Raw genomic sequence first — 26,401 nt, 5'->3', positions numbered from 1 at the left:
TTGGTTATTTAATCTCGCCACAAATATGGGAATAATATTAAAGAAACGCCCATTACCATTGCATTAATCAACAATAAGAGGCCAACATCGTCTAAACTTACACTTCTATCTAAACCGTCGATTGCATTTTTAGCTAGTTTAATCAACACAATTAATACAGGAATTATGATAGGAAAACTTAAAATTGCCATTAACATTCCGCCATTACCAGCCTTAGATGCTATTGCAGAAACCATTGTAAAAATGGTGGCAAAACTTAAACTACCTACAACTGCAGCGACTAAGTACATTAATAAATCTATTTCTTTTGGCGGTTCGAAAACCATACTATAAAACAGCAATGCAATGATGGTTAACACAATCATCAATAGCGAGTTGTAAACTGTTTTAGCTATGATTAATGAAATTGGACTTACTAAAGTATAGATGTATAAATGCCTGCCTTTGCTTTCTTGCAAGAAACTTTTAGCTACCGCATTGATAGAAGCAAAAAGCATAATAATCCAGAACAAAGCATTCCAGGTTAATTTCTCAACAGTAACAAAAGATAAATAGCATACAAAAACCGTGGAAACCACATAAAGCAAAACCCCATTAAGTGCGTATTTATTACGCCACTCTAATAACATTTCTTTTTTAATAAGATGTTTAATCTGGTTTGCAATTTGCATAGCGACAAAGATAGTTTTTTGAGCCTAAAGGCGAAAGGAGAAAGCTTAAAGTGACAAAAGGTTGAAAGTTGATTGTTTAATGATTTGCGATTTCTCTCAATACGCCATACTCAATTCTCAATACTATTTGTAATATTGTATAAATGGAAAAATATAGCAGTGTAGTAAAATCGCCCATTGGGGATATTATCATATTAGCTGATGATAATGCTGTGAATGTGATTACGTTCGGCGCTAGAGATGTAGAAGGTCTTCAAGAAAATTCCATCAGCCAGTTGGCGGCAAATGAATTGACACAATATTTTGAGGGCAATTTGCAAGCATTCTCCTTCCCTATGGCTCAAGAAGGAACTGAATTTCAAAAAGAGATTTGGCAAAATCTATTAAAAATCCCTTATGGCGAAACTACTTCTTATGCTAAATTCTCTGCACATAAACCTTTAGCTATTAGAGCTATTGCGGCTGCAAATGGCAGAAACAATATTGCCATCGTTGTTCCCTGCCATAGAGTTATTGGTAGCGATGGAAAATTGGTTGGCTATGCTGGCGAGTTGTGGCGCAAGAAATGGCTTTTACAACACGAAAGAGAAGTTGCTCAAAAAGGGCAAACAGAATTGAAGTTTTGAGAAGTCGGAAAGTTATTAGTCGGAAAGTCCGAAAGTTTAGCGTACTTAACTGTAATTTGATGGATAGTTAAGATGCAGTTTTCAATTCTGCCAATCGTAACTTGTAAATCTAAAATCATAAATTAAATGAACCCATACTTAGATATCGCATTGCGAAGTTTAGCTGTTTATGCATTTATGCTGATTGCTATTCGTTTAACAGGCAAAAAAGAATTTTCTCAGCTCAATACAATTGATGTGGTGTTGATTTTATTAATCAGCAATGCAGTACAAAATGCAATGGTTGGCAATAATACCAGTTTACTTGGTGGATTAGCCGCAGCGGCCGTGCTTTTTATGCTCAATTACATCCTTAAAAAAGTAGCTTTTAAAAACAAAAAGATAAGAGAGCTGATTTTTGAACATCCTGAAATTTTAATACATAACGGCAAGTTAAACTTTGATAAGCTAAGTCATCTTGGCATTAGCGACGAAGAATTAAAAGAGGCAATGAGAGAACATGGCGTTGAGCATTACAAAGATGTAAAACTAGCCATCTTTGAAGTGGATGGAAACATTAGCATAATCTCTGGAGATAAAACACTAAAGCAAACTCATTTTAAGCGTAAAAAGGCTCACAAAACTTTGGGCCTGAATAATTAACATTCAAAACCTGAAAGAAAAAGTTTTCGTAAATAAGATTAAATCGTCTTGTTATGAAAATTTTGTTTGTAATCCTTTTCTTCACTTCAAGTTTACTTCCTGTCGAAAAAAATGTACCAGTTGCTAAGGTTGATATGAAAAAGTATGCCGGTACATGGTATTCGTTATATTCAATCCCGACAATATTCGATAAAGGAAGCAGAGAAACAACAACTAAATACACCTTAAATAAAGATGGGTATTTCAATGTGCTAACTTCTTATAAAAAACCTAATGATGAAGCAATTTATTCTAGAACTTCAAAAATGTTCCCTCCAGAAGAAGGAAGTAATGGAGAGTTAAAGGCACAATTTATTTGGCCAATCAAAGTAGATTATTGGATAATAGAGTTAGCCGATGACTATTCTTATGTGGTTGTTGGCCACCCAGAACATAAATTTTTGTTTATCATGAGCCGAGTTAAAAAAATGCCAAAGAAAACCTACGATGAAATTGTAGTTAGATGTAAAGCAAAGGGTTATGAAGTAACCAAATTAACATCGCAACAGCACTAAACCGTTGGTGTTTTTAATTGCTCTTTTTTAACGCTAGTTAGCAATAATAAAACCGCTACCAATAAAACTATCCATCCCCATTGGTAATGAACAACTTTGCCAATAAATTTATTTGCAAATGCAGATTTAGTATAGTTATTAGATTGAAAATATACCGCACCAGCCATTAACACGCTCCAAATAAAAAACACAACCGAGAACAACTTGAATCCTCTTAATTGTCTAATTAACAAACAGAATGTAGCTATTGCTAGAATTGCAAAAGAAATAAAAAACAATCTGGTATCAGTTTGATATAAATTCCAATTCCCTTTAATTGGCACCCTTAACATTGGCGCAACGCTGATGGCGATGATGGCTAAAATTAAGCCGATGTATGCATTTGTTTTTCTTACGATTAACATATTGAGATATTGTTATATTGTGAGATTGTTAACCGTCCTTCGACTACGCTCAGGATGACAAACAACTGAACTGAATTATTTTCTAGGGTCTATACCCATTTTATCGGCAAAGTGAGCGCAGTAATCACGTAAATCTTCTACGATGTTTTCTTCGCCGGTTGCTTTCAAAAAGCTATCACCCATGGTTTGTAAAGTTTCATAGAAAAAACGTTTCATCTCATCAACAGGCATATCCTTGGTCCATAAATCTATGCGCATAGAGTTTTTGTAATTATGGTCCCACAAAGCTAAAATCATTGATTTTACAGGCACTTGGTCTTTAGTTTCAGCATCTGTACTTTCCCAAAGAATATTCTCTGGCATATTTTGGTCATCTAACTCTACGGTAATTTTTATTTCTGCTTGTCTCATTGTATTCAATTTTTTCGGTTGCAAATATGCTGATTTTACAAAGCATATTTAAACCAGCATCGTTTTACTTTTGTAATATTAAAAAAAGAACTATTGTTAGCGCAATAAAAAACAACTCCACAAACCAAATGCGTTTTAATTCTTTAAAGATGAATCTGAAAATCATATCAGTTATAAAAGAAACAACCACTAAAGCACCCAAAACCATTTTGTAAAGACTGCTTACATCAACGTGTCCCTTAGCAATTGGTTTAGGTTGTAGAAAAGAAACAATTAAAAATGCAAGTGCGAGTGCAGCTACAATATTCAATGGCGTTATCCTAAGCTTCTTCATTACTTCTTTTTATCAAAGCGTTTTTTGTTCTTAAATACTTTTGTTTTGTGGGCTTTATTTCTAGCCTTCTCTCTTTCACGGTCCTCAATCTGTTTTGCATTTTTCTTTTCGTGGAAAGCACCTTTAAAATCAGGGTCTTCCTTACGTTTTTGCAAATCTATTTCTTTAGCTATTTGCTGTCTTTCTTCGTAAGGCGTTTCTTCTATAAAAACTCCTTCAGGAATTGGTTCAACTGGAATAAACTGACGAGTTAATTTTTCAATTTTACGGATGTAATATTTCTCAGCTTCTGTGCAAAAAGTAATTGCATCACCTTTAGAAAACGCTCTTCCAGTTCTACCAATTCTGTGCACATAATCTTCAATAATAATTGGCACATCGAAGTTAATTACGTGACTAACCTCAGTTACATCTATTCCACGAGATGCTACATCGGTAGCCACCAAAACTCTAATATTTCCTTCTTTAAAGCTATTTATGGAGTTAATCCTAGTGTTCTGACCTTTATTAGCATGAATAACACGAACAGATTCTTCCCCAAATTTACGAACCACGTAACTGAAAATATTATCAGCCACTGCTTTCGTTTTACAGAAAATAATCAACCTATTAAAAACTTCAACATCCTTCAGCAGATGTTGCAAAAGATTAATCTTCGTTTTAAAGTTTGGAACTTCATACAAAACCTGCGTAACTGTTTGTGCAGGTGTTGCTTGTTCAGATGCCTCAATTATAGTTGGATGTTTCAAGAAATCTCCGGCAATCTTTTGAACCAAATCGCTCATCGTGGCTGAGAAAAGTAGATTCTGACGTTTACGTGGAACAACTTCCAAAATCCTATGGATTGAGCCAATAAAGCCCATATCCATCATTTTATCAGCTTCATCTAAAACTAAAAACTGTAAATATTTTGTGTTGATTTCTCCCGAAAGGTAAATATCCAAGAAACGACCAGGTGTTGCAATGATAATATCAACTCCAGCTTTTATTTGTTCCTTTTGCGCTTTCGGACCAATTCCACCGAAAATAACCACCGAACGTAAATCCGTATAAGTAGAAAAACGTTTCACTTCTTCGGCAATTTGCATGGCCAATTCGCGGGTTGGCGCTAAAATTAAAGCTCTCGCAGCATCGCCCTGCGCATATTTTAACTTCATCAACATAGGCAAAACGTAGGCGGCTGTTTTACCAGTTCCAGTTTCGGCTATGCCACAAATATCCTGACCAGATAAAACTGGTGCAATTGCTTTTTCTTGTATTGGCGTGGCAACAGTATAACCAGCATCGGCAACTGCGTTTAATATTTGCCTATTTAAATTAAATTCTTCGAACGATTTTGCCATAGCGCACAAAGATAGCTTTTTTAAGCTGAAAGCTTAAAAGACTAAAGACCAAAGCTTAAAGGCAAAATCTAAAAGAGTTAGTTCAAAATAATTTGAAAAGCAGTTTCAGTGCTCATCGGTTGCGATAGTCCTGCTATCCGTTTTACTTCTCCCGATGAAGAATCGGGATCGTGCCCACTCCTATCAGGTTTAGACAACAAAGGTTTGTGCTCAACACTTTCTTGCTTCCCTACATTCGGACCTTCTAAACTCCCAATCTCAATACGCAATACGAACATCTCAATACTAATTATTAACTTTACCATCATGAATACTTACCTCATAAAAGGCGCTACTTTAGTAAACGAAGGACAGCAATTTATAGCTGATGTTTTGGTTAAAAATGGTTTAATTGAGAAAATCGGACAATCATTAGCTGCTCCAGAAGCACAAGAAATTAATGCCGATGGACTTTATCTTTTACCTGGAATGATAGATGACCAAGTTCATTTTCGTGAGCCAGGCTTAACGCATAAAGCAGATATTTTTACAGAAAGTATGGCAGCTGTTGCAGGTGGTATTACCTCTTTTATGGAAATGCCAAATACTGTCCCTAATACCTTAACGCAAGATTTATTAGCAGATAAGTATCAAATCGCTGCAGAAACATCATTGGCAAACTACTCATTTTATATGGGTGCTAGTAATGATAACATTGAGGAGGTTTTAAAAACTGACCCGAAAAACGTTTGTGGCATTAAGGTTTTTATGGGTTCATCAACTGGTAATATGTTGGTTGATAACGAAAAAACATTAGAGAACATTTTTAGCAAAGCACCGATATTAGTGGCAACACATTGCGAAGATGAAGCAACTATTCGCGAAAACTTAGCCAAGTTTAAGGAGCAATACGGAGAAGATTTAACTATAGAAATGCATCCATTAATTCGCAGTGCAGAGGCTTGTTATAAATCATCTTCATTAGCGGTAGAATTAGCTAAACGCTACAAAACCAGATTACACATTTTACACATATCTACTGCAAGAGAAATTGCTTTATTCGATAATTCAATTGCATTAAAAGACAAAAAAATAACTGCTGAAGCTTGTGTTCATCACCTTTGGTTTAACGACCAAGATTATGCAACTAAAGGTAATTTCATTAAATGGAACCCTGCTGTTAAAACTGCTGCCGACCAAGCCGGAATTTTAGCTGGCGTTTTAGCAGACAATATAGATGTTATTGCAACAGATCACGCACCACATACTTTAGCAGAAAAGCAACAATCTTATTCGCAAGCTCCTTCTGGCGGACCATTAGTGCAACACGCTTTACCAGCTTTGTTAGAAATGCATTTGCAAGGCAAAATTTCTTTAGAAAAGATTGTCGAAAAAACTGCTCATAACTTGGCAATCTGTTTTGATATTGAGAAACGTGGCTTTATTAGAGAAGGTTATTGGGCAGACTTGGTTTTGGTAAACTTAAACGACCCTTTTAAAGTGACTCCAGTAAATATTTTTTACAAGTGCGGCTGGTCGCCATTTGATGGAGAAACTTTTCAAGCGAGCATTACCCATACTTTTGTATCTGGAAATTTAGCTTACCAGAATGGAAAATTTGTAACGAGTGAGCTAGGAAAGAGATTGAGTTTTACTAGATAATTGATTATATTTGTTTAGTTAGCAACAATTTAAGATGACAGATTTACAATTATATTCAGAAATCTCTTCACTTCCTTCTGATTTAAAACAGGAGGTTTCTGACTTTGTTGCCTTTTTAAAACAGAAATCTAAAAGGAAAGAAAAATCTTCTGATACTTTCAACAATGTTGAAGAACCTTCAGTGCTTTATAATTCTAAATTTTCAGATATTTTATTAAATGGCCCTGTTTTTTCTGAAGAGCAAGTTCAAAAGATTGAGCAAACTAGAAAATCTATAAATGAATGGCGGACCAAATAGTAATAGTTGATACCTCTGTATTGATTGATTACTTTCGAAAAAAGGATAAATCAAAAACAAGGTTGTATGCTTTATCTCAAAAATTTCAAAACTTATGCGTTTCTAGTATAACGGAGTTTGAAATTTATACAGGAGCAAATAGTGAACAATTAGAATTTTGGAAAGCAATATTATCCAATTTCATAGTTTTTCCTTTTGATAGTGATGCTGCTCTAGCTGCTGTCGAGATTAAAAACAAACTAAAAAAATTAAGGAAAACAATCGACACTGCCGACTTATTTATTGCTTCAATAGCTATAGCACATAATTTATCTTTTGATACACTGAATCAAAAACATTTCAAAAATATTGAGGGTTTAAAGCTATTAGATTCTGTTTAGCAAGATGTATTCGAAACCTATATTTAAGCGATTCATTATATTTTTTAGCATTGCAATAATTATCTTTCTATTTGGCTTATTTCCTGAATTAGTTTTAAGCATTTATGTTAAAGGGTTTTACCCAATCATATCCACTTGTTTAAGATGGGTTTCTTCTTTATTTCCTTTTGCTTTAGGCGATATTTTATATGTGATATTAATCCTATATCTTCTTCGCTTAATTGCTAAGTTCTTTTGGAGAGTTAAAAAGAAAGGCTGGCAAAAGGCTGACAAACTTGCCATCCCTATTTATATTGTTAATGCATTTCTGATTTTCTATATCTGCTTTAAATTACTGTGGGGTTTAAATTACTCTAGGCCAAGCATAACCAAGCAACTGAATATTAGCGACAAAAAATATGATGTTAAGGAGCTAGTACTTTTAGCTGATTATTTCATTGATAAGTTAAACATCCTTCAACCGCAAATCTCCCCTAAACTTAATTATGACATCAAGCAGCTTAGAGAAAAGGCAGTTGCTGATTATCAGGACTTAGCGCTAAAAAATCCGTTTTTTAAATATAATGTCCCATCAGTTAAACCCGTAATTAACGGCTGGTTAATAAGTAAAATAGGAATTGAGGGTTACTACAACCCTTTAAGTGGCGAAGCCAATGTAAACATGAAATTACCAGCTTGGGTTTTGCCATTTGTAACCTGTCACGAGATTTCGCACCAAATGGGTGTAGCAAGGGAAGATGAAGCTAACTTAGTCGCTTATTTAGTGGGTATTAATAGCAAGGATGTAAACTTCCAATATTCTGTGAATTACAATATGTTGAGATACATATTATTTGAAATCAGGTTTAAATCTCCTGAAGATTACTTGAAACTAAAAGACAAAATCAGTCCAGGTGTTTTAGCAAATTTTAAAGCTGAGAATGAATTTTGGGCTAAATACAATGGCCAAATGTCGAGTTATATGGGTGTTGCTTTTGATAAATTCTTAAAGCTAAACAACCAGAAGAAAGGGATTAAGAGTTACCAGAACATTGTGGTTTGGTTGTGGAACATTCATGGAAAGGAATTAAAAAAGTCGGAAAGTCAGAGGTCCGCAAGTCCGAAAGATTAAGTTGCCAGTCTAGTCCCCATTTTCCATCTTACATTTTACCTATTACCCGTGTATCGCTTCTTTATTACCAAAACTCATGATTAATTCGCCTTCAAATTCCAACCATTCTTTCCAACGTTTATCTACGTCAACATCGATGGTGTATTTACGGGCAAAGTTTAAAAAAGTGGTATAATGACCTGCTTCTGATACCATTAAATCGTGGTAAAATTTAGCTAGTTCTTTGTCTTGAATATTTTGCGACAATACCCTAAAACGTTCGCAACTTCTGGCTTCTATCATTGCTGCAAACAACAATCTTTCTATAAAGCTATTGTTCCTTGAACCATCTCTTTTGCAGAATTTCATTAACTGCCCAACATAATCATCTTTTCTACCACGACCTAAAGTATAGCCTCTTTTTTTAATGATATCTACCACTTGCTGAAAATGTTGCATTTCTTCTAAAGCGATAATGGTTAATTCGGATACCAAATCGATGTGTTCGCAGTTATCTGCAATCAAATTAATAGCATTTGTAGCTGCTTTTTGCTCACACCAAGCGTGATCGGTTAAAATCTCTTCTAAATTAGATTCTGCAATATTCGCCCAACGTGGGTCAGTCAATAATTTAAGTCCTAGCATAAGTCAAAATTACGAAATTAGTCGGAAAGTCGGGATTCCGAAAGACCGGAAAGTTCATTCCCAAGAACTACTGGCTTTGTTCAATAAACCTGATAGCAGCGGAAATACTTTTTTTGTCATGCTGAGCCTGTCGAAGCAGAAAAAAATATTGTAGCGAATAGCAGGATTGCAATTCCCGATAAGCACTAACAATCGTTTTCAAATTTAAACCATCTAAGAAATTCCTGACTGCGGCAGGCAGGTAATTTGCATCCTAGCATTACTGCAACATCTTCCATTTTACATCTTACCTCTTCCATCAAATTACTTTTTACATCTTTTGGACTTTAACCTTACAACATTATTGTAAATTTGCGCTGTTATGGCAAAAATATCCATCAACCTAGCAACAGGTTCGTTTCAAAAAGAAGAAATTATAGTTGGCATTGATTTAGGAACCACGAATAGTTTGGTTGCTTTTATCAATCCAGATAAAAACCCACAGGTAATTAACGACACGGGAAAAGGTCTGTTAGTTCCTTCTGTGGTGCATTTTAACGAACATGGCGATGCAGAAGTTGGTAATGAAGCCAAAGCCTATTTAACAACAGACCCTGCAAACACCATCTTTTCGGTAAAACGTTTATTGGGTCGTTCTTACAAGGATGTTGCTAGTCACCAAGATATTTTTAGCTATAAAATTATTGATGATGACAGCGATGCTTTAGTGAAAATTAAAGCTGGAAATAAATTTTACACACCGATTGAGCTTTCAGCAGAGATATTAAAAGAGTTAAAAGCAAGAGCCGAACACGCTTTGAAAACGCCGGTTAACAGAGCGGTTATCACAGTTCCTGCTTATTTTAACGATAGTCAGCGACAAGCAACTCGTGATGCTGGAAAATTAGCTGGATTGGATGTTTTGCGTATCGTTAACGAACCAACCGCAGCGAGTTTGGCTTATGGTTTAGGTTTAGACCCTACCCAGCAAAAGACAATTGCAGTTTACGATTTAGGTGGAGGAACATTTGATGTTTCTATCCTTCAAATACAAAACGGAATTTTCGAAGTTTTATCTACTAATGGGAACACATTTTTAGGTGGTGATGATTTTGATAGAGCCATTTTAAATTACTGGATTGAACAAAATAAATTAGATTTTGCAACAGTTGCTCAGGACAACATTTTGATGCAAACCTTACGCCTACAAGCGGAAGCTGCGAAAAAAGCATTGTCGACCCAAAACTTATACAACGAGAAATTGGGAGAAATCTGGTGCACTTTAGACAAGCAGACTTTCGAAAAACTGATTGCAGATAAAGTTGCTGAGACTTTAACTTGCTGTAAACAAGCATTGGCTGATGCAAATTTAACTGTTGCCGATATTGATGAAGTGGTTTTGGTAGGCGGTTCTACACGTACACCTTATGTAAAACAAGCAGTAAGCACTTTCTTTAATCGCCAACCACACGACCAAATTAACCCTGATGAAGTTGTGGCTTTAGGTGCAGCGATACAAGCTGATATTTTAGCTGGTAATCGTTCTGATATTTTATTGTTAGATGTTACACCACTTTCTTTGGGCATTGAAACGATGGGTGGATTGATGGACGTTATCATCGCTCGTAACAGCAAGGTTCCAACAAAAGCTGGTCGCCAATACACTACCTCTATTGATGGACAGGTAAATATGAAAATCTCTGTTTATCAAGGTGAACGTGATTTAGTGAAAGAAAACAGAAAATTAGCTGAGTTTGATTTAAAAGGAATTCCGGCTATGCCTGCAGGTTTACCAAAAGTTGACATTAACTTTTTGTTGAATGCCGATGGAATTTTGACTGTTCAGGCTATTGAGCTACGTTCTGGCGTAAAACAAGAAATAGATGTTGTACCAAGTTATGGTTTGAGTGATGATACCGTTGAGAAAATGTTAATCGACAGTATTGAAAATGCCAAAAGCGATGTGGAGCAACGAATGTTAATTGAAGCTAGAAGTGAAGGCGAGCAATTGGCTTACACGGCAGAGCGATTTATTACCAAAAACAGCGAAATATTAACCGAAGAAGAAATTAATTCTACAAACGCCCATATTGCAGCTCTAAAAGAAGCCTTAGCTAAGGGTGACAAGGATATTATCCTTAAAAAAGCTGATGAGTTGAATGAGTTTACTCGTCCATTTGCAGAGCGATTAATGGATATGGCAGTTGGGCAAGCGATGAAGGGGAAAAGTATTGATAAGCCTTAATCAGTTGGCAGTTTTCAGTTAACAGTTATTTTCTAAACCTACTCCTATTACCTCTTCGAGATAGATTGCCAAAAACTGTAAACATAACAACCTACACAAATGGCAAATACGCTTTCTAATATGGCAAATAAAAGCAATACAATAGTTAAGCCAAGGGCGATGTATATTTGGCTAAACAAATAAAACACTCCAATAACTAAGCAGAAAACAAAACCTAATGTTGCTGCAAATTTCTTCGGTGCTAGATCAGTTAGTTTTGTGGGCAAGGAGAATAATTTAAAAAGTTTTAAGGCTATAAACTTTAATGGGCTTAATTTCCCTGAGGTAAAAGCTCTTGTTGCAAAATCTATCATCAAGAAAATAATGGCATAAAAATTCACAAACAGGAGGCTGACGACGCCAATAATTGCCACCATCAACGCTATTAAGCGAACTACATTTTCATTAATTCTTTCTGAAGATACTGGACAAGATATTTCCATTTTATTGATTTTAAACAAAGGTATGGAATATCAGGACTAGCTGCATCCTGAAGATATGAAATTTACAAAACTCGTATTATTTTCGGTTGCACTTAACTTTGTAATTATAGGTTTTGCAAGTGCCTATTATTTCGTTATTCCACAGGTTTTTTTTTCCCTGCCCGAAGAAATAGCGATGGTTTATTATAAATGTACAAGCTGCTCAGCTGCAACTGACCATGCGGTTTCAGATTTTAAAGCGGGAAATTATAAAATTATTAATTGGGGTTTATTTAGCGGAAATTCGGAAAAACTGATAACTGTAAGTTCCATTTTAGAACGTGATTATAATATTAAAATGTTCGGTGGTGGATGTATGCCGATTTCAGAAATAGACTGTTATAATAACAGAATGCGTCAGCTTTTAATTAAAAAATATGGCAATCATTTTATTGGAGATGCATTTCGAAAAGCTGTAAAATTGAATAACGGAAACATCCCACCCTATTAAATATTATCCGCTCTTCTAATTCATTCATATATTATTAAAGCATTAGTCATCCGATGAATTGAGCAAAATGCTTATATTCATCAAATAACTAGGAAAATTTAACTGAATGGATAATAAGGACGAAAAATTAAACTTACTGTTAATAAAGCTGGAAAATCTTTCCATCAGGCAACAAGATTTTGGAACAGAAATAAATATTTTAAGGGAAGAAATAAGGCAATTACAAGGTGGCTCATCACTAGCAATTCCTCAAAGCGAATATCAACCTAAGCCTGTTGAAGAAATTAAACCTATTCCTGTAATTTCTGCACCTATAACCACTCCTCCTCCTTTTCAGGCTAAGCCACAGCCTCAATTTAAACAGCCAAGTTTTACCGATAAATTTAAAAGAGAAAACATCGGTAAATCTGATTTCGAGAAATTCATTGGTGAAAATCTAATCAGCAAAATCGGGATTTTAATATTAGTCATCGGTGTTGCCATTGGTGCAAAACTAGCTATAGATAAAGGATTGATTAGTCCGCTAACTCGAATTATTTTAGGCTATTTAGTTGGTGTTGGATTGATGGGTTTTGCGATAAAGCTAAAAGCAAAATACGAAAGTTTTAGTGCGGTTTTATTGAGCGGTTCCATAGCCATTATGTATTTCATTACCTATGCTGCTTATGGCTATTACCAGCTCATTCCGCAAACAATGGCTTTTGTATTAATGGTGATTTTCACCTCATTTACGATCGTGGCTGCCATTAAATACAACCAACAAGTTATTGCCCATATCGGGATGGTGGGCGCTTATGCCGTTCCATTTTTGCTAAGCGATGGTTCTGGCAAAGTGATTATTCTCTTTTCTTATATGGCCATCATCAACCTTGGCATTTTGGTTTTAGCCTTTAAAAAACATTGGAAGCCTTTATTTTATCTATCGTTCGGCATTACCTGGCTCATCTTTTTGGCTTGGCGAATTCCGTTGAGCGATGGTTTAAGTTATGCCAAAGTAACCCTCCTATTTTCGGGTATTTTCTTTATCACATTTTACGTAACCAACCTGGCTTACAAAGTGGTTAGAAAAGAGCAGTTTAACATTACCGATGTAATTATTCTATTATTGAACTCTTTCATTTTCTATGGCATCGGCTATTATGCCTTAAATGAATCTCCAAATGGTAGCGAGTTATTAGGCTTATTTACTTTAGGCAATGCCATCATCCACTTTGTGGTAAGTTTAATTATTTACAAGAGAAAACTTGCCGACAAAAATCTGTTCTATTTTATATTGGCAATGGTAATTACGTTTATCACGATGGCCGTTCCTGTACAATTGAGTGGTAATTGGGTAACTATTTTCTGGGTTGTTGAGGCTTCAATATTGTTCTACTTAGGCAGGATGAAAAACATCGCTATCTATGAAAAACTTTCTTTCCCCTTGATATTTTTAGCGTTTATAAGTTTACTACAAGATTGGTCGCTAACCTCAAGTGAGTTTGATTATATCTATGATTACGTACCGACTAAGCCATTTTTTAACGTTGGTTTTTTAAGTGCTTGCATATTTATAGCAGCGTTTTCGGCTATGTTCTTCGTTAACAGAAAACCAAAGGCCGAAGATGGAAAAAGCAACGGGTTAAGGGAGATACTGAGTTATATTATTCCCAGTATTTTAATTGTAGTTGTTTACTATACCTTCAGAAAAGAGATTGCCAACTATTTCGAGAATTTATATCAGTACACTAAAGTTGATTTAAAACTAAATTCAAAAGAAGACTACGACTTCGCCTATAATTACAACTATCCTTTGTTTAAAACAGCTTGTGTTTACATCTACACACTACTATTCGCCAGTATTTTAACTTACCTAAACATTAGCAAAATAAAAAGCAAAGAATTAGCGGTTACCAATGCCGTATTAAACGTATTAACCATTTTAGCTTTCCTTACCCAAGGATTATATGTTTTAAGCGAATTGAGGGAAGCATATATTTTACAAGACAATAAATACTTTGTAAGTGGTACAATGAATATTAGCATCAGGTATATTTCATTGGTATTTTTCGCATTGCTGATTACCAGTTGTTACCAATTAAGTAAATCTGAAATATTCAAGGTCAAGTTTAAAACGGCGTTCGATTATCTGTTGTACATCGCCATACTTTGGGTACTAAGCAGTGAGCTTTTACATATTTTAGAATTGAACGGTTTAAGCACTGGCTACAAGTTAGGCTTAAGTATTTTATGGGGAGTTTATGCTTTGTTCCTAATTGGGATGGGTTTATGGAAAAACAAAAAGTATTTGCGAATTGGAGCTATCGCCTTATTTGCCATTACGTTAATCAAGCTATTCTTCTACGACATTTCATCTTTAGACACCATTTCTAAAACCATTGTTTTTGTATCGCTTGGCATACTCCTACTCATCATTTCATTCCTTTATAACAAATACAAACTTAAAATTAACGATGATGTTAAAGCAGAAAATTAAACTGACGGCAATATTTATACTTGGTGCTTTAGGTTTAAAAGCGCAAACAAATCAGTACCAATACCAAAGGGATTTAAAAGGTATAACAACCAATTGGCATAGTTTGCAAGTCCCCAACCAGGTTTTCAAAAAGGCTAATGCTGGATTGGAAGATTTAAGGATTTATGGCATAAAAGGTAAAGACACCATCGAAGTGCCTTACATTTTAGAACAAAGCGCCAATCAGGTTACTGAACGAGAAACATCTTTTAATATCATCAATCAAACGCATAACCAAAATGGCTATTATTACACCTTTCAGGCATCAGCTGCTGCTACTTTAAACCAAATTAGGCTTTCGTTTAAGCAGGCAAATTTCGATTGGAAAGTGACTTTAGAAGGTAGTAACAACAATACTGAATGGTTTACAGTTTTAAAGGATTATCGTATTCTATCTATCAAAAATAACAACACCGATTACCAATTTACACAATTGAATTTCGCTGATGCAAAGTACACCTATTTTAGAATTTGCATAAAAGCCAATGAACAGCCAGAGCTAAATGCAGCTAAAATTCTAAAAACTGACACGCTAAAAGGAATTGACAAAGACATTCCGTTTTTAGGATATCAATTACAAAATGATGCCAAAAACAAGCAAACTATAGTTGATGTTAACTTGGGTGATATTGTTCCATTATCTTATTTAAAGTTAAATGTACAGAGCGATTTCGATTTTTACAGAACGTTTAAAATTGAGTTCGCCACAGATAGCTTTAAGACCGATAAAGGCATTCAATATAATTACGCTCCTTTATATGAAGGCACCTTAAGTTCTTTAGAAATTCCAGAATTTCGTTTCAAAAGCACATTGGTCTCTAGGTTAAGAATTACCATAGAAAACAACGATAATAAACCTTTACGCTTAAATTCAATTGCAGTAAAAGGCCCTGTTTATGAATTAATGGCTCGTTTCGAAAAAACAGATTATAATTATGCGCTTTATTATGACAAAAAAGATGCAGTTGCACCAAGTTATGAGTTAAAGAATTTCGAGAATAAAATCCCAATGGGGATGACTGTTATAACTGTTGGAGAAGAGAAAATCAATCCAGCATTTGCAGCTCCTAAAGTTGAAAAACCTTTATTTGAAAACAAGTTATGGCTCTGGTGTTTAATGGGGTTAATTATCAGCTTATTGGGTTTCTTTGCTTATAAAATGTTGAAGAATTAGGGTTCTTAATCTTTAAGCGAAATCTTAAAATGCGTCATTGCAAGGAACAAAGCAATCACATTTTTAATTTTTTAGAAAAACAATGTCAGTAATTCTTAGCAATAGAAGCCCTGCTTTTCGTTACAACCAAATAGAAGGATTTGGTTTTCACTGCAATCAGGTTTAATTAACTTAGGTCAAATTACAAAAGCAAATACAGTTCTGGTAAAACGCCAATAAATCAAAATTTTACCACTATACATTACAATTCAATGAGCTTCCTAAAAAAAATATTCAACACAAAAGAAGAACCAATAAACAATTACAACGATTTCTGGAACTGGTTCCAGAAAAATGAAAAAGCCTTTTTCAAAGTATTAAAAGGAAATGGAGATGTTGAAAAAGATTTTTTCAATAAGCTCTCGCCAAAATTAAATGAACTAAGAGATGGTTATTTCTTTTTAACTGGAATGATGAATGATAGCACTGCAGAATTAGTTTTAACAGCAGATGGCGCCATAAAAAACATTGTTTTTGTTGAAGAATTAGTTGGTGCTGCACCTCTTATTGAGGGTTGGAAATTTACTGCTTTAAAACCTGCTTTAGGCATTGAAGATGTAGTCATAAAAATGGCAGATTATAAATTCTCAAAGGATGAGTTAAGTTTTTATTATACTGAAGACAGCAATTTTCCAGATGAAATAGATATTACGGTTATTCATAAAGATTTGAATGAAAAAAATAAAGATGTAGTTACAAATGGAACTTATATCTTTTTAGATAATTTTCTTGGTGAATTAAATTTTGCAACCACTATCGATCACATCAATGTTATTGGTAAAGACAAAGTAGAAAAGGAACTTATCCCAATAGAAAAGTTAAAAGATTTTCTAATTTGGAGAGAAAAGGAATTTGTAGAAAAATACAATGGAACTAGGCACAACACTGAAAATGATAACTATTCCATGTTAGAAGCCCAAATTGAAGGTGGTAAACCTCTTGTAGCCGTAATTAATACCGATTTACTAAACTGGGATACCAAAGCCTCACATCCTTGGATTTTGGCAATTGAAGTTAAATTTTTAGGGGACGAAAATGGATTACCTAATGATGTTTATTTAGGAAAACTAAATGAACTAGAAGAAGATTTATTAAATCAACTTAAAGATTCGGATGGCTATTTGAATATCGGTAGAGAAACTGCTAACAGCCTTCGAATTATTTACTTTGCTTGCAAAGATTTTAGAAAGCCATCTAAAATAGCAGAAGAAATAATGTTCAATTACGAGGATAGATTTGTCATCACCTTTGATATCTACAAAGACAAATACTGGCAATCATTTAATCGATTTGTAGGTAATTAAATGAATAATCAAATTTCCACCCAAGGCTTCTCCATCATTCCAAACATCTATAATGATGATGAAATTGAACAGATTTTAAAAGCGATTAATCAAGTAGATACTTCGAAAGACACATTCAGAAAATCTGCAGATTTATTTGCCATTAGGCAATTTCTAAAAGAAGTTCCAGCTGTTCATGATTTAATCTTTAATGAAAAATTAAAAGCTATAATTCAGTCTACATTTGGCGATAACTATTTCGTGGTTAAATCTATTTATTTCGATAAACCAGAACAGTCTAACTGGTTTGTGGCTTATCATCAAGATTTAACCATTTCTGTCGACAAAAAAGTTGAGTTAGAGAATTTTGGACCGTGGACAGTTAAACAAAATCAATTTGCCGTTCAACCACCAATCGAAATTTTGCATGATAACTTTACCATCCGTATCCATTTGGATGATACTGATGAAAATAACGGTGCATTGAAAATTATTCCAAAATCTCATTTAAAAGGAATTTACAGAGCAGCAACCATTGATTGGACAATTGAAAGAGAGACCATTTGTAAAGTAGAAAAAGGTGGTATAATGATAATGAAACCCTTATTGTTACATAGCTCATCCAAAACCACAAACAACAATAAAAGAAGGGTAATTCATATTGAATTTTCTAATATAGAATTGCCTAATGAATTGCACTGGGCAGAAAGGATTTAATTTCCAACACTTATCAATTATATTTCTATCTATTACTTTCCCTTCGCTCATAAAAAATTGGGGAGACCTAGGGTAAAATTCGCAATAGAAAAGAATAATCATCAGAGAGATTTTAATCTTTTCCCTATATTCATTTTTTTAAAACAGCAATATGAATGATAATACAATTGATAGTTTAAGAGACGCCCTAAAACATTCACCTGAAAATACGCCTTTAAGACTTTTACTTGCTGAGACTTTACTAGATTTAAATAGACTTGAAGAGGCAGAAGCTGAATATACTATGCTTTTAAAAACCTCTAACAATAACAAGGTTAAGTTTGGCTTGGCTACTACCTTCTTTAGAAAAGGCAGTTATTCTGCGTGTAACGTAATCTTAGAAGAAGTAATTGAAAAAGGAACCACCGATGTAAATATCTTAACATTATATGCTAAAGCGCTGCTAAAAGAAAATGCTGTTAGTAAAGCAATTGAAACTTACAAAAAGGCTTTAGCTATTAACCCAAATCATTTTGACGAAGAATTGGATAGCCAGTTAAGGATAAAAGGTCACAACGAGGCAGAAGTAGTTGATGAAGAAATAGACAATCGGTTTTTACAAAAGCCAACCATTAATTTTAGTGATGTTGGTGGAATGGAAACTGTTAAAAAAGAAATCGAATTAAAAATAATCAAACCCCTATTACATCCAGAACTTTATAAAGCGTATGGCAAGAAAACAGGCGGAGGTATTTTATTATATGGTCCTCCAGGCTGTGGCAAAACATTTATAGCAAAGGCGACGGCTGGTCAGGTAAATGCAAAATTCATAAGCGTAGGTTTAAATGATATTTTGGATATGTGGATTGGAAACAGTGAAAAAAATCTTCATGAAGTTTTTGAATTAGCTAGGCAAAACACACCTTGTGTTTTATTTATCGATGAAATTGATGCCCTTGGTGCAAGCAGAAGTGACATGAAACAATCAAGTGGAAGACATTTGATTAATCAATTTTTACAGGAGCTAGACGGAATTGACAACAACAATGATGGCGTATTAATTCTTGGCGCCACAAATACGCCTTGGAATTTAGACCCAGCATTTAGAAGGCCTGGAAGATTTGATAGGATAGTTTTTGTTCCACCACCTGATGAGGCTTCGAGGGAATCTATATTAAGGCTAAAACTCCAAAATAAACCAACAACAAATATCGATTATGCTAGTCTTTCAAGGAAAATAGAAAATTTCTCAGGAGCTGATATTGATGCCATTATCGACATTGCAATAGAACTTAAGCTAGAGGCCTCTTTCATTGATGGCATCCCTAAGCCAATAGACACAAGCGATTTACAAAATGCAATAAAGAAACATAAAGCAAGTACACAAGAATGGTTCATGACTGCTAAGAATTTTGCCATGTTCGCAAATGATGCAGGTTTATATGATGACATTTTAACCTATCTAAAGATTAAAAAATAATGAATGATAACTTGCTACTAAAAGTAGAAATTCTAATTCAACAAAATAAATTTGCAGAAGCAGAAAAGATATTAAAGAATTTACTCTCTGAAGACTCTAATAATGTTCATTTTTTGGCATTATTGGCGGAGGTAAATTTGCAACAAGACAAATTTGATATCGCCAACAAGCTAATTGAAAACGCCATTGGCTTAGCTCCTGATCATCCTCATTTGTTCTATATCAAAGCAAGAATTGCAATTCAACAAGATGATTATGATAAGGCAGAAGAAAACATTAAACAATCCATCGAATTAGATCCCTATGATGCTGATTATTTTGCACTATTAGCCAATCTCAAGTTATCTCGCAAACAATACAAGGAAGCTTTAGACTTTGCCAATAAAGCTTTAGAAATTGATGCTGAAAACATATTAGGACTAAATACTAGAAGTTCGGCCTTATTAAAGCTAGATAAAGCTGAAGAATCTTTCGAAACGATTGAAGGTGCTTTAAGGGAAGATCCTAACAATGCGTATACTCATGCAAATTATGGTTGGGGTTTATTAGAAAAGGGGAATCACAAAAAAGCATTAGTTCATTTTAAGGAATCATTAAAAAACGACCCAAATTTTCATTATGCTCAAGCAGGCATGTTGGAGGCTCTAAAAGCCAGCAATCCAATTTACAAGCTTTTTCTCCAGTATTCATTTTGGATGAGTAACATGACGGCAAAATACCAGTGGGTTTTCATCATAGGGTTTTATGCCGGCATAAAGTTATTAAGGGCATTGGCAAACAGCAATGAAGCATTGCAACCATATCTCACCCCAATCATCATTGCACTATCATTGGTGGCATTTTCTACTTGGATAATGAACCCGATTGGCAATTTGTTCTTAAGATTTAATACTTATGGCAATTTATTACTTGATAAGAATGAAAAAGCTAGTTCAAATTTTGTAGCTGCTAGTGCGGGTATTTTTCTTGTAGGGGTTTTGCTTTATTTCCTTTTCAAAGAAGATAAATTTTTAAGCCTCACTTTTTTTGGCTTTGCAATGATGCTACCTTTTAGCTTAATGTTTTCTCCATCAAAATACAAAAACGCATTCCTCATTTACGCCATTGTAATGGCAATTTTAGGGGTTTTAGCTATAGTAGTTGCTTTCTTAACGGGTGTACTATTTAACTTATTGAGTGTGATTTTCGCAGTTGGCTTTATTGGCTTTCAATGGGTTGCTAATTTTTTAATGATTAAGGAAAATAATAAATAATTGATTTAAAAATGGTAAGGATTGGATAATGCTTCCTAATTCTTATCATTTTTCTCTATCTTCATTTTATGAAAAGATTAACAATTTTAACCTTGTTAATCATCCCTTTTCTATTGTGTACTTCTTGGGGCTTTTTTGCGCATCGGCGGATTAATCAACTCGCCATATTCACTTTGCCTGCAGAAATGATTAATTTCTACAAAACAGGCCATAAATACATTACCGAACACGCTGTAGACCCAGATAAACGTCGATACATCGATACGCTCGAAGCACCAAGGCATTATTTAGATGTAGAAAATTACGAAGAAAACATAGATAGCATTCCCGAAAAATTCAATGACGCCTTAGCTAAATACGGACAAAAGAAATTGAACGAAAGTGGCATTGTACCTTGGCAAATTCAACGCACTTATTATAGCTTAGTAAAGGCTTTTAAAACCCACGATTCACTTAAAATATTAAAGTATTCTGCAGAGCTTGGGCATTATATTGGTGATGCCCATGTTCCTTTACACACCACAAATAACCATAACGGTCAGCTAACCAATCAAGTTGGCATTCACGCTTTTTGGGAAAGCAGAATTCCAGAGCTATTTGCTGGCAATTATAATTTTTTGGTAGGTAAAGCAACTTATATTGAAAATCCTTTAAAAGCAGCCTGGGCGGTTGTTAAACATTCTCACAGTTTATTAGATAGTGTTTTGTTATTCGAGGCAGAGCTTAATAAATCTTTTCCTTCCGACCAAAAATATAGTTTCTCTGAACGAAGCAATGTGGTAATGAAACAATATTCAGTGGCTTATACCAAGGCTTATCAAGATAAAATGAATGGAATGGTAGAAAAACAAATGCGGTCTGCAATTATCACCATTGGTTCTTTTTGGTTTTCTGCTTGGGTTGATGCTGGTCAACCAGAATTAAAAAATCTGATTAAACTAGAACCCGATCCTGAAGAAAAGAAATGGTCAGAACAACAGGAGAAAAAGTATCAAGAAGGAAAGATTATTGGAAGGGAGAATTGATTTAGGGTTTCGTAGGGGCAATCCCTTGCGGTTGCCCTAATTTGGTATAAGTTTCGGTCGGTGAGACACCAACCGATAAAAAATTAAAAAGATTCGTCATTTCGAAATGAGCCTTTCGCGATTGAGAAATCTGTTAGTTAAAAACCAAAATGAGCATACAATAACAGATATCTCCCAGCGGTCGATGACGACTCTATTTCTACTTCTCTTCCGTTAACTCTTCTTCAATCTGCTTTTCAACTGGTTTTTTTGAGAATAATGATTTTAATGCACCATAAACCACGGGAACAAAGGTTCCTACTGCTATGATTAACACTAAAATCTCAAAGTTGTCCTCAACAAACGGAATTTTACCTAATAAAAAACCTGCAAATAACAAGCTAGTTATCCAAGCAACACCGCCCACAACGTTGTAATAGGTAAACTTACCAAATGACATTCTAGCAGCTCCGGCAACAAAAGGGGCAATTGTTCTTACTATTGGCAAAAAGCGACTAAATACGATTGCTTTTGCGCCATGTTTCTCAAAATATTCGTGAGATTGATGATAATATTTCAGCTTAAGAATTTTATTGTTTTCCTTAAAAACCCGAATTCCAAAATACTTGCCTAAATGATAATTTACTGAATTTCCTAAAATGGCAGCAGCGATTAAGATAACCAGCATGAACCAGATATTTAAGCCAGTTCCATTTCCAGCAACTAAGGCTCCAACTGCAAATAGCATTGAATCTCCAGGTAAAAATGGAGTAACCACAAATCCAGTTTCTGCGAAAATAATGATGAATAAGATAAGATACGTCCAGGTTTTATAGTCCTGCATTATTTGCTCTAATGTATCTTTTGTGTTAGTTATTAAATGTACTAGTAAGTCGAAGAATTCCAAGTTTTATAATTTTGCCTCAAAAATAGGAATATGGATTGACAACCACAGCAATTTTAAAAATATGATGTTAATTGTAAGTAATTTTATTGATAGTGAGGTTGGCATTAGAACTTCCACTAAACCAAAAAGTATAAATTTTGCCAGCTTCAATTTGAGCTGTCGGCACCACTTTAACTGTCCCAGTTCCTAAAACAGAAATCCTTAAATCTGCATCTGGATCTACTGAAAAGTAGCCAGAAGCCTCTGCAAATGGTAAAGAGTTAACCAATAATATGGCTCCTGTTAAATTTACATTAATAGCATTGGTAAAATATGGGCTTGTGTTTATAAATCTTATTCTCGCTTTCCCAGATTCTGTTGTTCCAAGATTATCTTCTAATGTTAATACCGAGCCTTTGTTTGTTCTATCCTCTAAATAAAATGAGGTATAAGAAATAGTTGGCACAAAAATCACTTCTGACTCCGCCTCATCCACACCATTATTTTGAACTTTTGAAGCCTTGGTACCAGATTCTACCTTAACGTATTCACTCCCTTCTCCAAAAGCCAATGCTGTTGAGTTAACTTTTGTATTGTCTAAATAAAAATCAACTGATGTAGAAGTATGTGAAGCATTTACCATTCTAACTTTCGCCTCCCCTTTCACTTCTTTCTTGCTGATGGTTTCGTCCTTTTTACAAGAAACTAGACACATCATTACTACAAAAAAAGCTAAGAATAAATAAGAATTTCTTTGATTTGAAGAAAGTAGCGCTGTTTTCATAAGAAGAGGGTTAGTAATGGCTTATAGCAAGAATGGCTTGGTCAAAAACCAAGCCATTCTTGTTAAATTAAGTTTAATTTTTTTGAGTTAATGTCAGTCTGAGCGTAGTTGAAGACTCATTGACAAAAACCAAAAAGATTCCTTCGACTAAGCTCAGGATGACATCTTTTTGATTTCCAAACTCATTAGTAGCTATTATTCAACATAACCGGCATTACCAACATTAAAACATCCTCGTTCTCATCATTGGTTTGTGGAATTAACAAACCTGCACGGTTTGGAGTTGATAATTCTAAGGTAACTTCTTCGCCACTTAAGTTGCTCAACATTTCAATTAAGAAACGAGCGTTAAATCCAATTTCTAAATCTTCACCTTCATATTGGCAACTTAAACGTTCGTGAGCTTCGTTAGCAAAATCTAAATCTTCAGAAGAGATATTTAATTCGCTTCCGTTAATTTTCAATCGCACTTGATGTGTAGTTTTATTAGCGAAAATTACAACCCTACGTAAAGTATTTAAGAATAAGGCTCTATCAATTACCAATTTATTAGGATTGTTAGCAGGAATTACTGCTTCGTAATCTGGATAACGTTCATCAATTAAACGACAAACTAAGTTGATATTTTCAAATTTAAAGAAAGCACTTGTTGCGTTATAATCAACAGAAACATTAACATCTGTACTTGGTAAAGCAGCTTTTAATAATGTTAATGCTTTTTTAGGCAAAATAAACGAAGAAGCTTTATCAGCTTTGCTGTCCATTCTGCGATAACGCACCAATTTATGAGCATCAGTAGCTACAAAAGTGATATGCTGAGGAGAAAGCTGGCAATAAACACCTGTCATTGCTGGTCTTAACTCATCGTTACTAACTGCAAAAATGGTTTTTGTAATGGCTTCTGTTAATACCGAAGCAGGTAAATTTACAGATGATGCATTTTCTACAACAGGAATTTTTGGAAAATCATCTCCATTTTCTCCGCTTAATTTATATTTTCCATCACCAGCACTAATTTCAATTGAAAAGGTACTATCATCAATATTAAATGATATTGGCTGATCTGGTAATGTTTTTAAGGTATCTAATAATATTCTAGATGGAACGGCAACTTTACCCTCTTCTTTAGACTCTACAGCCAAGGAGGTTGTCATACTAGTTTGTAAGTCGGTAGCCGAAATAGTTAAGTTCCCTTCTTTAATTTCGAACAAGAAATTTTCTAAAATTGGCAAAACTGTACTGCTGCTAGATGCACCATTAACGGTTTGTAAATGTTTTAATAACGTTGAAGTTGATACTATAAATCTCATAGTTGTATTTTAGTCTTGCTCAAAAATATAAAAATTACTTTGCATACTTATGCTTACGGTAATAATGTTGAAAAATTGCGAAACATATTAACAATAACAAAGGTGCAACTGAATTTATCAGCTGCCATTTCGTTTTTTCAGCACGTAAACGTGTCCTATCCAGTAATCTAACCTTAATTTCTTTATTACGCAGGGCGATTAAATTATCATCATCCGTAAAATAATCTGCGATATTTAATAACAACGCCTTATTTCCATAATTCTGTTGCGTATATCTGTCAAATCCCAACGGAAAAGGCGTCTTATCTGTCTTACTTACTTGATTTAAGAATACATCGCCATCACCAATCACAATCATTTTTGTGGGTTTACTTTTGGCAGGAACATTATAATTTTCAGTTATACCTTCTGGCACTGGCCGATTTAAAAACACAGATTTAAAACTTCCCTCTAATAAAACCGCAGCAGGTTTTGGCACACTTGTATATTCTGCCTGAGAAGGTTGAACTGCCAACATTTGCAACGAAAGCATTTTAGGTGTTTCGAAAATCTTGTTAAAAGGTGATGTTTGAAGAATAATTTTCTTTCTCACATTTGGCACACCAATCGTATCAACAGTACTTGCAAACTGACTTTTAATACCATCTATATTTTTAACAACATTGCTGGTTGTATCTGGCATAAAAACTGGATAATATAACCAAGGTGCTGTGTCAATTTGTGCTTGCTGACCAGCATTACCTGTTGCAAACGGAATCATGGCACAGTTTACATCAGTTATTAAATTGTAATTGATGCGAGCGCCATACTCAAAAAGCATATCATCAAGATTGAGTTGCCTGTTAAAAGCCATTTCTTGCGGTCTTTTTTCTAAGCTATCTAATTCTGCATTAACTTGGTCAATTGCCCAAACAACTTTGCCACCCTTCATGACAAAGTAGTTAATTTTATATTTCTCCACTTCAGTTAAAGCTTGTTGTGGCTTTTCGATAATGAGCACATTTAAATCGTCTAATCCTTGTTTGGTCATCAATTTTAAATCTACCCTACCCACATAATATTGTTGTGATAAAGAGGTAATGGCATCGTACAGATAAACATTTGATGGTTCACCATGGCCTTCTGTAAATCCAATTTTCGGACTAACACCAGTCATTAATCTTTTAAGGGCTGACGTAAATGCGTATTCTAAATTCTGAATAGAGCTGGTTATGTTTTCTTCATAATCTGTTGCTGCACCACCCGTTTTTTGCAATAAGTTAACTGGAATTTGAACATCTCCACTTTCTATCAAAGCCATTGGAAAGATTAATTTCTGCGTTATTCCAGCGTCATTTTTAAGATTAATGGCGATAGGTTTTATTCCAATACCTAAGTATTTATTGATGACGGTATCTTGTTCATTTGCCGGCACATCTTTCAAAGGATCTTCAAAAATAATTTTCACATTGGCGTTTGAATAGGCCTTATAATCACTTAGCAAATCTTTCGTGGCATTTTGCAATCGTTTAAAAGCTGCAGGAATTTCGCCATCTAAAAACACAGTGATGACAATGTCTTTCTGTGTCTTCCCTAAAACATCTTTGGTTTTCTGATTTAAGGTGTAGCGCTTTTCTTTGGTAAAATCGAAACGAGTATGGAAATGTTGGGCAATTACATTTATTAAAATCAATATGATTAAAAAACCCAGCAACCTCATAAAACTAACCTTCCTTGATCTTTGGTTTTTAGACTTTGGTCTT

General features: G+C 34.5%; 28 protein-coding genes. 16 read left to right on the top strand and 12 right to left on the bottom strand.

Annotated elements, in window-relative coordinates; translation table 11 throughout:
* Positions 1–8: 8 nt before the first annotated feature.
* On the bottom strand, positions 9–671 hold the full coding sequence (locus R2Q59_RS01780) for a heme exporter protein CcmB (RefSeq protein WP_316783174.1): 663 nt from the start codon (positions 669–671) through the stop codon (positions 9–11).
* A 143-nt stretch (positions 672–814) separates the two neighbouring features.
* Between R2Q59_RS01780 and R2Q59_RS01775 the strand changes: the two genes are divergently transcribed.
* From R2Q59_RS01775 to R2Q59_RS01765, 3 genes are all read left to right on the top strand, one after another.
* A complete protein-coding gene (locus R2Q59_RS01775; protein ID WP_316783172.1) occupies positions 815–1,297 on the top strand; it encodes a methylated-DNA--[protein]-cysteine S-methyltransferase in 483 nt (160 codons plus the stop codon).
* A 126-nt stretch (positions 1,298–1,423) separates the two neighbouring features.
* The gene (locus R2Q59_RS01770) at positions 1,424–1,939 is read left to right on the top strand and encodes a DUF421 domain-containing protein (RefSeq protein WP_316783170.1); all 516 of its coding nucleotides are present in this window, start codon (positions 1,424–1,426) and stop codon (positions 1,937–1,939) included.
* Positions 1,940–1,992: 53 nt separating this feature from the next.
* Positions 1,993–2,493 (top strand): lipocalin family protein, encoded by a 501-nt coding sequence (locus R2Q59_RS01765; protein WP_316783168.1) that lies wholly within the window; start codon positions 1,993–1,995, stop codon positions 2,491–2,493.
* Here the strand turns inward: R2Q59_RS01765 and R2Q59_RS01760 are convergent.
* The 5 genes from R2Q59_RS01760 to R2Q59_RS01740 form a co-directional block, all read right to left on the bottom strand.
* Positions 2,490–2,897 (bottom strand): hypothetical protein, encoded by a 408-nt coding sequence (locus R2Q59_RS01760; protein ID WP_316783166.1) that lies wholly within the window; start codon positions 2,895–2,897, stop codon positions 2,490–2,492. The two genes, R2Q59_RS01765 and R2Q59_RS01760, sit on opposite strands and share 4 nt — an antisense overlap.
* Before the next feature lie 75 nt (positions 2,898–2,972).
* On the bottom strand, positions 2,973–3,308 hold the full coding sequence (gene gldC / locus R2Q59_RS01755) for a gliding motility protein GldC (protein ID WP_131553050.1): 336 nt from the start codon (positions 3,306–3,308) through the stop codon (positions 2,973–2,975).
* 64 nt (positions 3,309–3,372) lie between these two features.
* Positions 3,373–3,642 carry a hypothetical protein gene (locus tag R2Q59_RS01750; RefSeq protein ID WP_316783164.1) on the bottom strand — a complete coding sequence of 90 codons (270 nt, stop codon included), beginning with the start codon at positions 3,640–3,642 and terminating at the stop codon, positions 3,373–3,375.
* Positions 3,642–4,985: a DEAD/DEAH box helicase gene (locus tag R2Q59_RS01745; protein ID WP_316765303.1), complete on the bottom strand. Its 1,344-nt coding sequence runs from the start codon at positions 4,983–4,985 to the stop codon at positions 3,642–3,644. The genes R2Q59_RS01750 and R2Q59_RS01745 overlap by 1 nt, the downstream gene beginning before the upstream one ends.
* Before the next feature lie 77 nt (positions 4,986–5,062).
* Positions 5,063–5,293, bottom strand: a complete 231-nt coding sequence (locus R2Q59_RS01740; RefSeq protein ID WP_316783162.1) for a hypothetical protein — start codon at positions 5,291–5,293, stop codon at positions 5,063–5,065.
* Between R2Q59_RS01740 and R2Q59_RS01735 the strand changes: the two genes are divergently transcribed.
* Genes R2Q59_RS01735 through R2Q59_RS01720 form a run of 4 tightly spaced genes read left to right on the top strand, consistent with a single transcriptional unit; the run spans position 5,292 to position 8,415 of the window.
* Positions 5,292–6,626 carry a dihydroorotase gene (locus R2Q59_RS01735; RefSeq protein WP_316783159.1) on the top strand — a complete coding sequence of 445 codons (1,335 nt, stop codon included), beginning with the start codon at positions 5,292–5,294 and terminating at the stop codon, positions 6,624–6,626. The two genes, R2Q59_RS01740 and R2Q59_RS01735, sit on opposite strands and share 2 nt — an antisense overlap.
* A 34-nt stretch (positions 6,627–6,660) precedes the next feature.
* Positions 6,661–6,924 (top strand): DUF2281 domain-containing protein, encoded by a 264-nt coding sequence (locus R2Q59_RS01730; protein WP_316765300.1) that lies wholly within the window; start codon positions 6,661–6,663, stop codon positions 6,922–6,924.
* Complete coding sequence (locus tag R2Q59_RS01725; protein ID WP_316765299.1) at positions 6,909–7,304, top strand: type II toxin-antitoxin system VapC family toxin; 396 nt, start codon at positions 6,909–6,911, stop codon at positions 7,302–7,304. The genes R2Q59_RS01730 and R2Q59_RS01725 overlap by 16 nt, the downstream gene beginning before the upstream one ends.
* A 4-nt stretch (positions 7,305–7,308) precedes the next feature.
* The gene (locus R2Q59_RS01720; RefSeq protein WP_316783157.1) at positions 7,309–8,415 is read left to right on the top strand and encodes a DUF3810 domain-containing protein; all 1,107 of its coding nucleotides are present in this window, start codon (positions 7,309–7,311) and stop codon (positions 8,413–8,415) included.
* Positions 8,416–8,457: 42 nt separating this feature from the next.
* On the opposite strand, the gene R2Q59_RS01715 is transcribed toward R2Q59_RS01720, so the two are convergent.
* Complete coding sequence (locus R2Q59_RS01715) at positions 8,458–9,039, bottom strand: tRNA-(ms[2]io[6]A)-hydroxylase (RefSeq protein ID WP_316783155.1); 582 nt, start codon at positions 9,037–9,039, stop codon at positions 8,458–8,460.
* Positions 9,040–9,400: 361 nt separating this feature from the next.
* On the opposite strand from R2Q59_RS01715, the gene hscA reads away from it, so the two are divergent.
* Positions 9,401–11,263, top strand: a complete 1,863-nt coding sequence (gene hscA / locus R2Q59_RS01710; RefSeq protein WP_316783152.1) for a Fe-S protein assembly chaperone HscA — start codon at positions 9,401–9,403, stop codon at positions 11,261–11,263.
* 47 nt (positions 11,264–11,310) lie between these two features.
* On the opposite strand, the gene R2Q59_RS01705 is transcribed toward hscA, so the two are convergent.
* On the bottom strand, positions 11,311–11,745 hold the full coding sequence (locus tag R2Q59_RS01705; RefSeq protein ID WP_316783150.1) for a DUF4395 domain-containing protein: 435 nt from the start codon (positions 11,743–11,745) through the stop codon (positions 11,311–11,313).
* A gap of 55 nt (positions 11,746–11,800) precedes the next feature.
* Here R2Q59_RS01705 and R2Q59_RS01700 point away from each other — a divergent pair, with 55 nt between their 5' ends.
* The 8 genes from R2Q59_RS01700 to R2Q59_RS01665 all read left to right on the top strand — a co-directional run bounded on the left by R2Q59_RS01700 (position 11,801) and on the right by R2Q59_RS01665 (position 21,700).
* Positions 11,801–12,235, top strand: a complete 435-nt coding sequence (locus R2Q59_RS01700; protein ID WP_316783148.1) for a hypothetical protein — start codon at positions 11,801–11,803, stop codon at positions 12,233–12,235.
* Between the two features lie 106 nt (positions 12,236–12,341).
* A complete protein-coding gene (locus R2Q59_RS01695) occupies positions 12,342–14,711 on the top strand; it encodes a DUF2339 domain-containing protein (protein WP_316783145.1) in 2,370 nt (789 codons plus the stop codon).
* Positions 14,692–15,924 (top strand): hypothetical protein, encoded by a 1,233-nt coding sequence (locus tag R2Q59_RS01690; protein ID WP_316783142.1) that lies wholly within the window; start codon positions 14,692–14,694, stop codon positions 15,922–15,924. Before R2Q59_RS01695 ends, R2Q59_RS01690 begins: the two co-directional genes overlap by 20 nt.
* Before the next feature lie 251 nt (positions 15,925–16,175).
* On the top strand, positions 16,176–17,267 hold the full coding sequence (locus tag R2Q59_RS01685; protein WP_316783139.1) for a DUF695 domain-containing protein: 1,092 nt from the start codon (positions 16,176–16,178) through the stop codon (positions 17,265–17,267).
* Positions 17,268–17,963 carry a phytanoyl-CoA dioxygenase family protein gene (locus R2Q59_RS01680; RefSeq protein ID WP_316783136.1) on the top strand — a complete coding sequence of 232 codons (696 nt, stop codon included), beginning with the start codon at positions 17,268–17,270 and terminating at the stop codon, positions 17,961–17,963.
* A 151-nt stretch (positions 17,964–18,114) separates the two neighbouring features.
* Positions 18,115–19,422: an AAA family ATPase gene (locus R2Q59_RS01675; RefSeq protein ID WP_316765289.1), complete on the top strand. Its 1,308-nt coding sequence runs from the start codon at positions 18,115–18,117 to the stop codon at positions 19,420–19,422.
* Positions 19,422–20,675, top strand: a complete 1,254-nt coding sequence (locus R2Q59_RS01670) for a tetratricopeptide repeat protein (RefSeq protein ID WP_316765288.1) — start codon at positions 19,422–19,424, stop codon at positions 20,673–20,675. Before R2Q59_RS01675 ends, R2Q59_RS01670 begins: the two co-directional genes overlap by 1 nt.
* 68 nt (positions 20,676–20,743) lie before the next feature.
* A complete protein-coding gene (locus R2Q59_RS01665) occupies positions 20,744–21,700 on the top strand; it encodes a zinc dependent phospholipase C family protein (RefSeq protein ID WP_316783134.1) in 957 nt (318 codons plus the stop codon).
* A 199-nt stretch (positions 21,701–21,899) separates the two neighbouring features.
* On the opposite strand, the gene R2Q59_RS01660 is transcribed toward R2Q59_RS01665, so the two are convergent.
* The 4 genes from R2Q59_RS01660 to gldG form a co-directional block, all read right to left on the bottom strand.
* On the bottom strand, positions 21,900–22,523 hold the full coding sequence (locus R2Q59_RS01660) for a VTT domain-containing protein (protein WP_316783131.1): 624 nt from the start codon (positions 22,521–22,523) through the stop codon (positions 21,900–21,902).
* A 130-nt stretch (positions 22,524–22,653) separates the two neighbouring features.
* Positions 22,654–23,349 carry a DUF4397 domain-containing protein gene (locus tag R2Q59_RS01655; RefSeq protein ID WP_316783128.1) on the bottom strand — a complete coding sequence of 232 codons (696 nt, stop codon included), beginning with the start codon at positions 23,347–23,349 and terminating at the stop codon, positions 22,654–22,656.
* Between the two features lie 185 nt (positions 23,350–23,534).
* A complete protein-coding gene (gene dnaN / locus R2Q59_RS01650; protein ID WP_316765284.1) occupies positions 23,535–24,659 on the bottom strand; it encodes a DNA polymerase III subunit beta in 1,125 nt (374 codons plus the stop codon).
* A gap of 34 nt (positions 24,660–24,693) precedes the next feature.
* The gene (gldG, locus tag R2Q59_RS01645; RefSeq protein WP_316783126.1) at positions 24,694–26,358 is read right to left on the bottom strand and encodes a gliding motility-associated ABC transporter substrate-binding protein GldG; all 1,665 of its coding nucleotides are present in this window, start codon (positions 26,356–26,358) and stop codon (positions 24,694–24,696) included.
* Positions 26,359–26,401 lie beyond the last annotated feature (43 nt).

Source organism: Pedobacter frigiditerrae (assembly GCF_032678705.1).
Classification (GTDB): Bacteria; Bacteroidota; Bacteroidia; order Sphingobacteriales; family Sphingobacteriaceae; genus Pedobacter; species Pedobacter frigiditerrae_A.
The sequence above is the reverse complement of the archived record's forward strand: the minus strand, read 5'-3'. Positions and strand labels throughout refer to the sequence as shown.

Coding starts and splice junctions, on each gene's coding strand:
- R2Q59_RS01670 (WP_316765288.1), top strand. CDS start 19,422: ATGAATGATAACTTGCTACTAAAAGTAGAAATTCTAATTCAACAAAAT.
- R2Q59_RS01730 (WP_316765300.1), top strand. CDS start 6,661: ATGACAGATTTACAATTATATTCAGAAATCTCTTCACTTCCTTCTGAT.
- R2Q59_RS01720 (WP_316783157.1), top strand. CDS start 7,309: ATGTATTCGAAACCTATATTTAAGCGATTCATTATATTTTTTAGCATT.
- hscA (WP_316783152.1), top strand. CDS start 9,401: ATGGCAAAAATATCCATCAACCTAGCAACAGGTTCGTTTCAAAAAGAA.
- R2Q59_RS01750 (WP_316783164.1), bottom strand. CDS start 3,642: ATGAAGAAGCTTAGGATAACGCCATTGAATATTGTAGCTGCACTCGCA.
- R2Q59_RS01725 (WP_316765299.1), top strand. CDS start 6,909: ATGGCGGACCAAATAGTAATAGTTGATACCTCTGTATTGATTGATTAC.
- R2Q59_RS01660 (WP_316783131.1), bottom strand. CDS start 22,523: ATGCAGGACTATAAAACCTGGACGTATCTTATCTTATTCATCATTATT.
- R2Q59_RS01775 (WP_316783172.1), top strand. CDS start 815: ATGGAAAAATATAGCAGTGTAGTAAAATCGCCCATTGGGGATATTATC.
- R2Q59_RS01655 (WP_316783128.1), bottom strand. CDS start 23,349: ATGAAAACAGCGCTACTTTCTTCAAATCAAAGAAATTCTTATTTATTC.
- R2Q59_RS01680 (WP_316783136.1), top strand. CDS start 17,268: ATGAATAATCAAATTTCCACCCAAGGCTTCTCCATCATTCCAAACATC.
- R2Q59_RS01700 (WP_316783148.1), top strand. CDS start 11,801: ATGAAATTTACAAAACTCGTATTATTTTCGGTTGCACTTAACTTTGTA.
- R2Q59_RS01675 (WP_316765289.1), top strand. CDS start 18,115: ATGAATGATAATACAATTGATAGTTTAAGAGACGCCCTAAAACATTCA.
- R2Q59_RS01735 (WP_316783159.1), top strand. CDS start 5,292: ATGAATACTTACCTCATAAAAGGCGCTACTTTAGTAAACGAAGGACAG.
- R2Q59_RS01690 (WP_316783142.1), top strand. CDS start 14,692: ATGTTAAAGCAGAAAATTAAACTGACGGCAATATTTATACTTGGTGCT.
- dnaN (WP_316765284.1), bottom strand. CDS start 24,659: ATGAGATTTATAGTATCAACTTCAACGTTATTAAAACATTTACAAACC.
- gldG (WP_316783126.1), bottom strand. CDS start 26,358: ATGAGGTTGCTGGGTTTTTTAATCATATTGATTTTAATAAATGTAATT.
- R2Q59_RS01740 (WP_316783162.1), bottom strand. CDS start 5,293: ATGATGGTAAAGTTAATAATTAGTATTGAGATGTTCGTATTGCGTATT.
- R2Q59_RS01705 (WP_316783150.1), bottom strand. CDS start 11,745: ATGGAAATATCTTGTCCAGTATCTTCAGAAAGAATTAATGAAAATGTA.
- R2Q59_RS01685 (WP_316783139.1), top strand. CDS start 16,176: ATGAGCTTCCTAAAAAAAATATTCAACACAAAAGAAGAACCAATAAAC.
- gldC (WP_131553050.1), bottom strand. CDS start 3,308: ATGAGACAAGCAGAAATAAAAATTACCGTAGAGTTAGATGACCAAAAT.
- R2Q59_RS01760 (WP_316783166.1), bottom strand. CDS start 2,897: ATGTTAATCGTAAGAAAAACAAATGCATACATCGGCTTAATTTTAGCC.
- R2Q59_RS01780 (WP_316783174.1), bottom strand. CDS start 671: ATGCAAATTGCAAACCAGATTAAACATCTTATTAAAAAAGAAATGTTA.
- R2Q59_RS01715 (WP_316783155.1), bottom strand. CDS start 9,039: ATGCTAGGACTTAAATTATTGACTGACCCACGTTGGGCGAATATTGCA.
- R2Q59_RS01765 (WP_316783168.1), top strand. CDS start 1,993: ATGAAAATTTTGTTTGTAATCCTTTTCTTCACTTCAAGTTTACTTCCT.
- R2Q59_RS01695 (WP_316783145.1), top strand. CDS start 12,342: ATGGATAATAAGGACGAAAAATTAAACTTACTGTTAATAAAGCTGGAA.
- R2Q59_RS01665 (WP_316783134.1), top strand. CDS start 20,744: ATGAAAAGATTAACAATTTTAACCTTGTTAATCATCCCTTTTCTATTG.
- R2Q59_RS01770 (WP_316783170.1), top strand. CDS start 1,424: ATGAACCCATACTTAGATATCGCATTGCGAAGTTTAGCTGTTTATGCA.
- R2Q59_RS01745 (WP_316765303.1), bottom strand. CDS start 4,985: ATGGCAAAATCGTTCGAAGAATTTAATTTAAATAGGCAAATATTAAAC.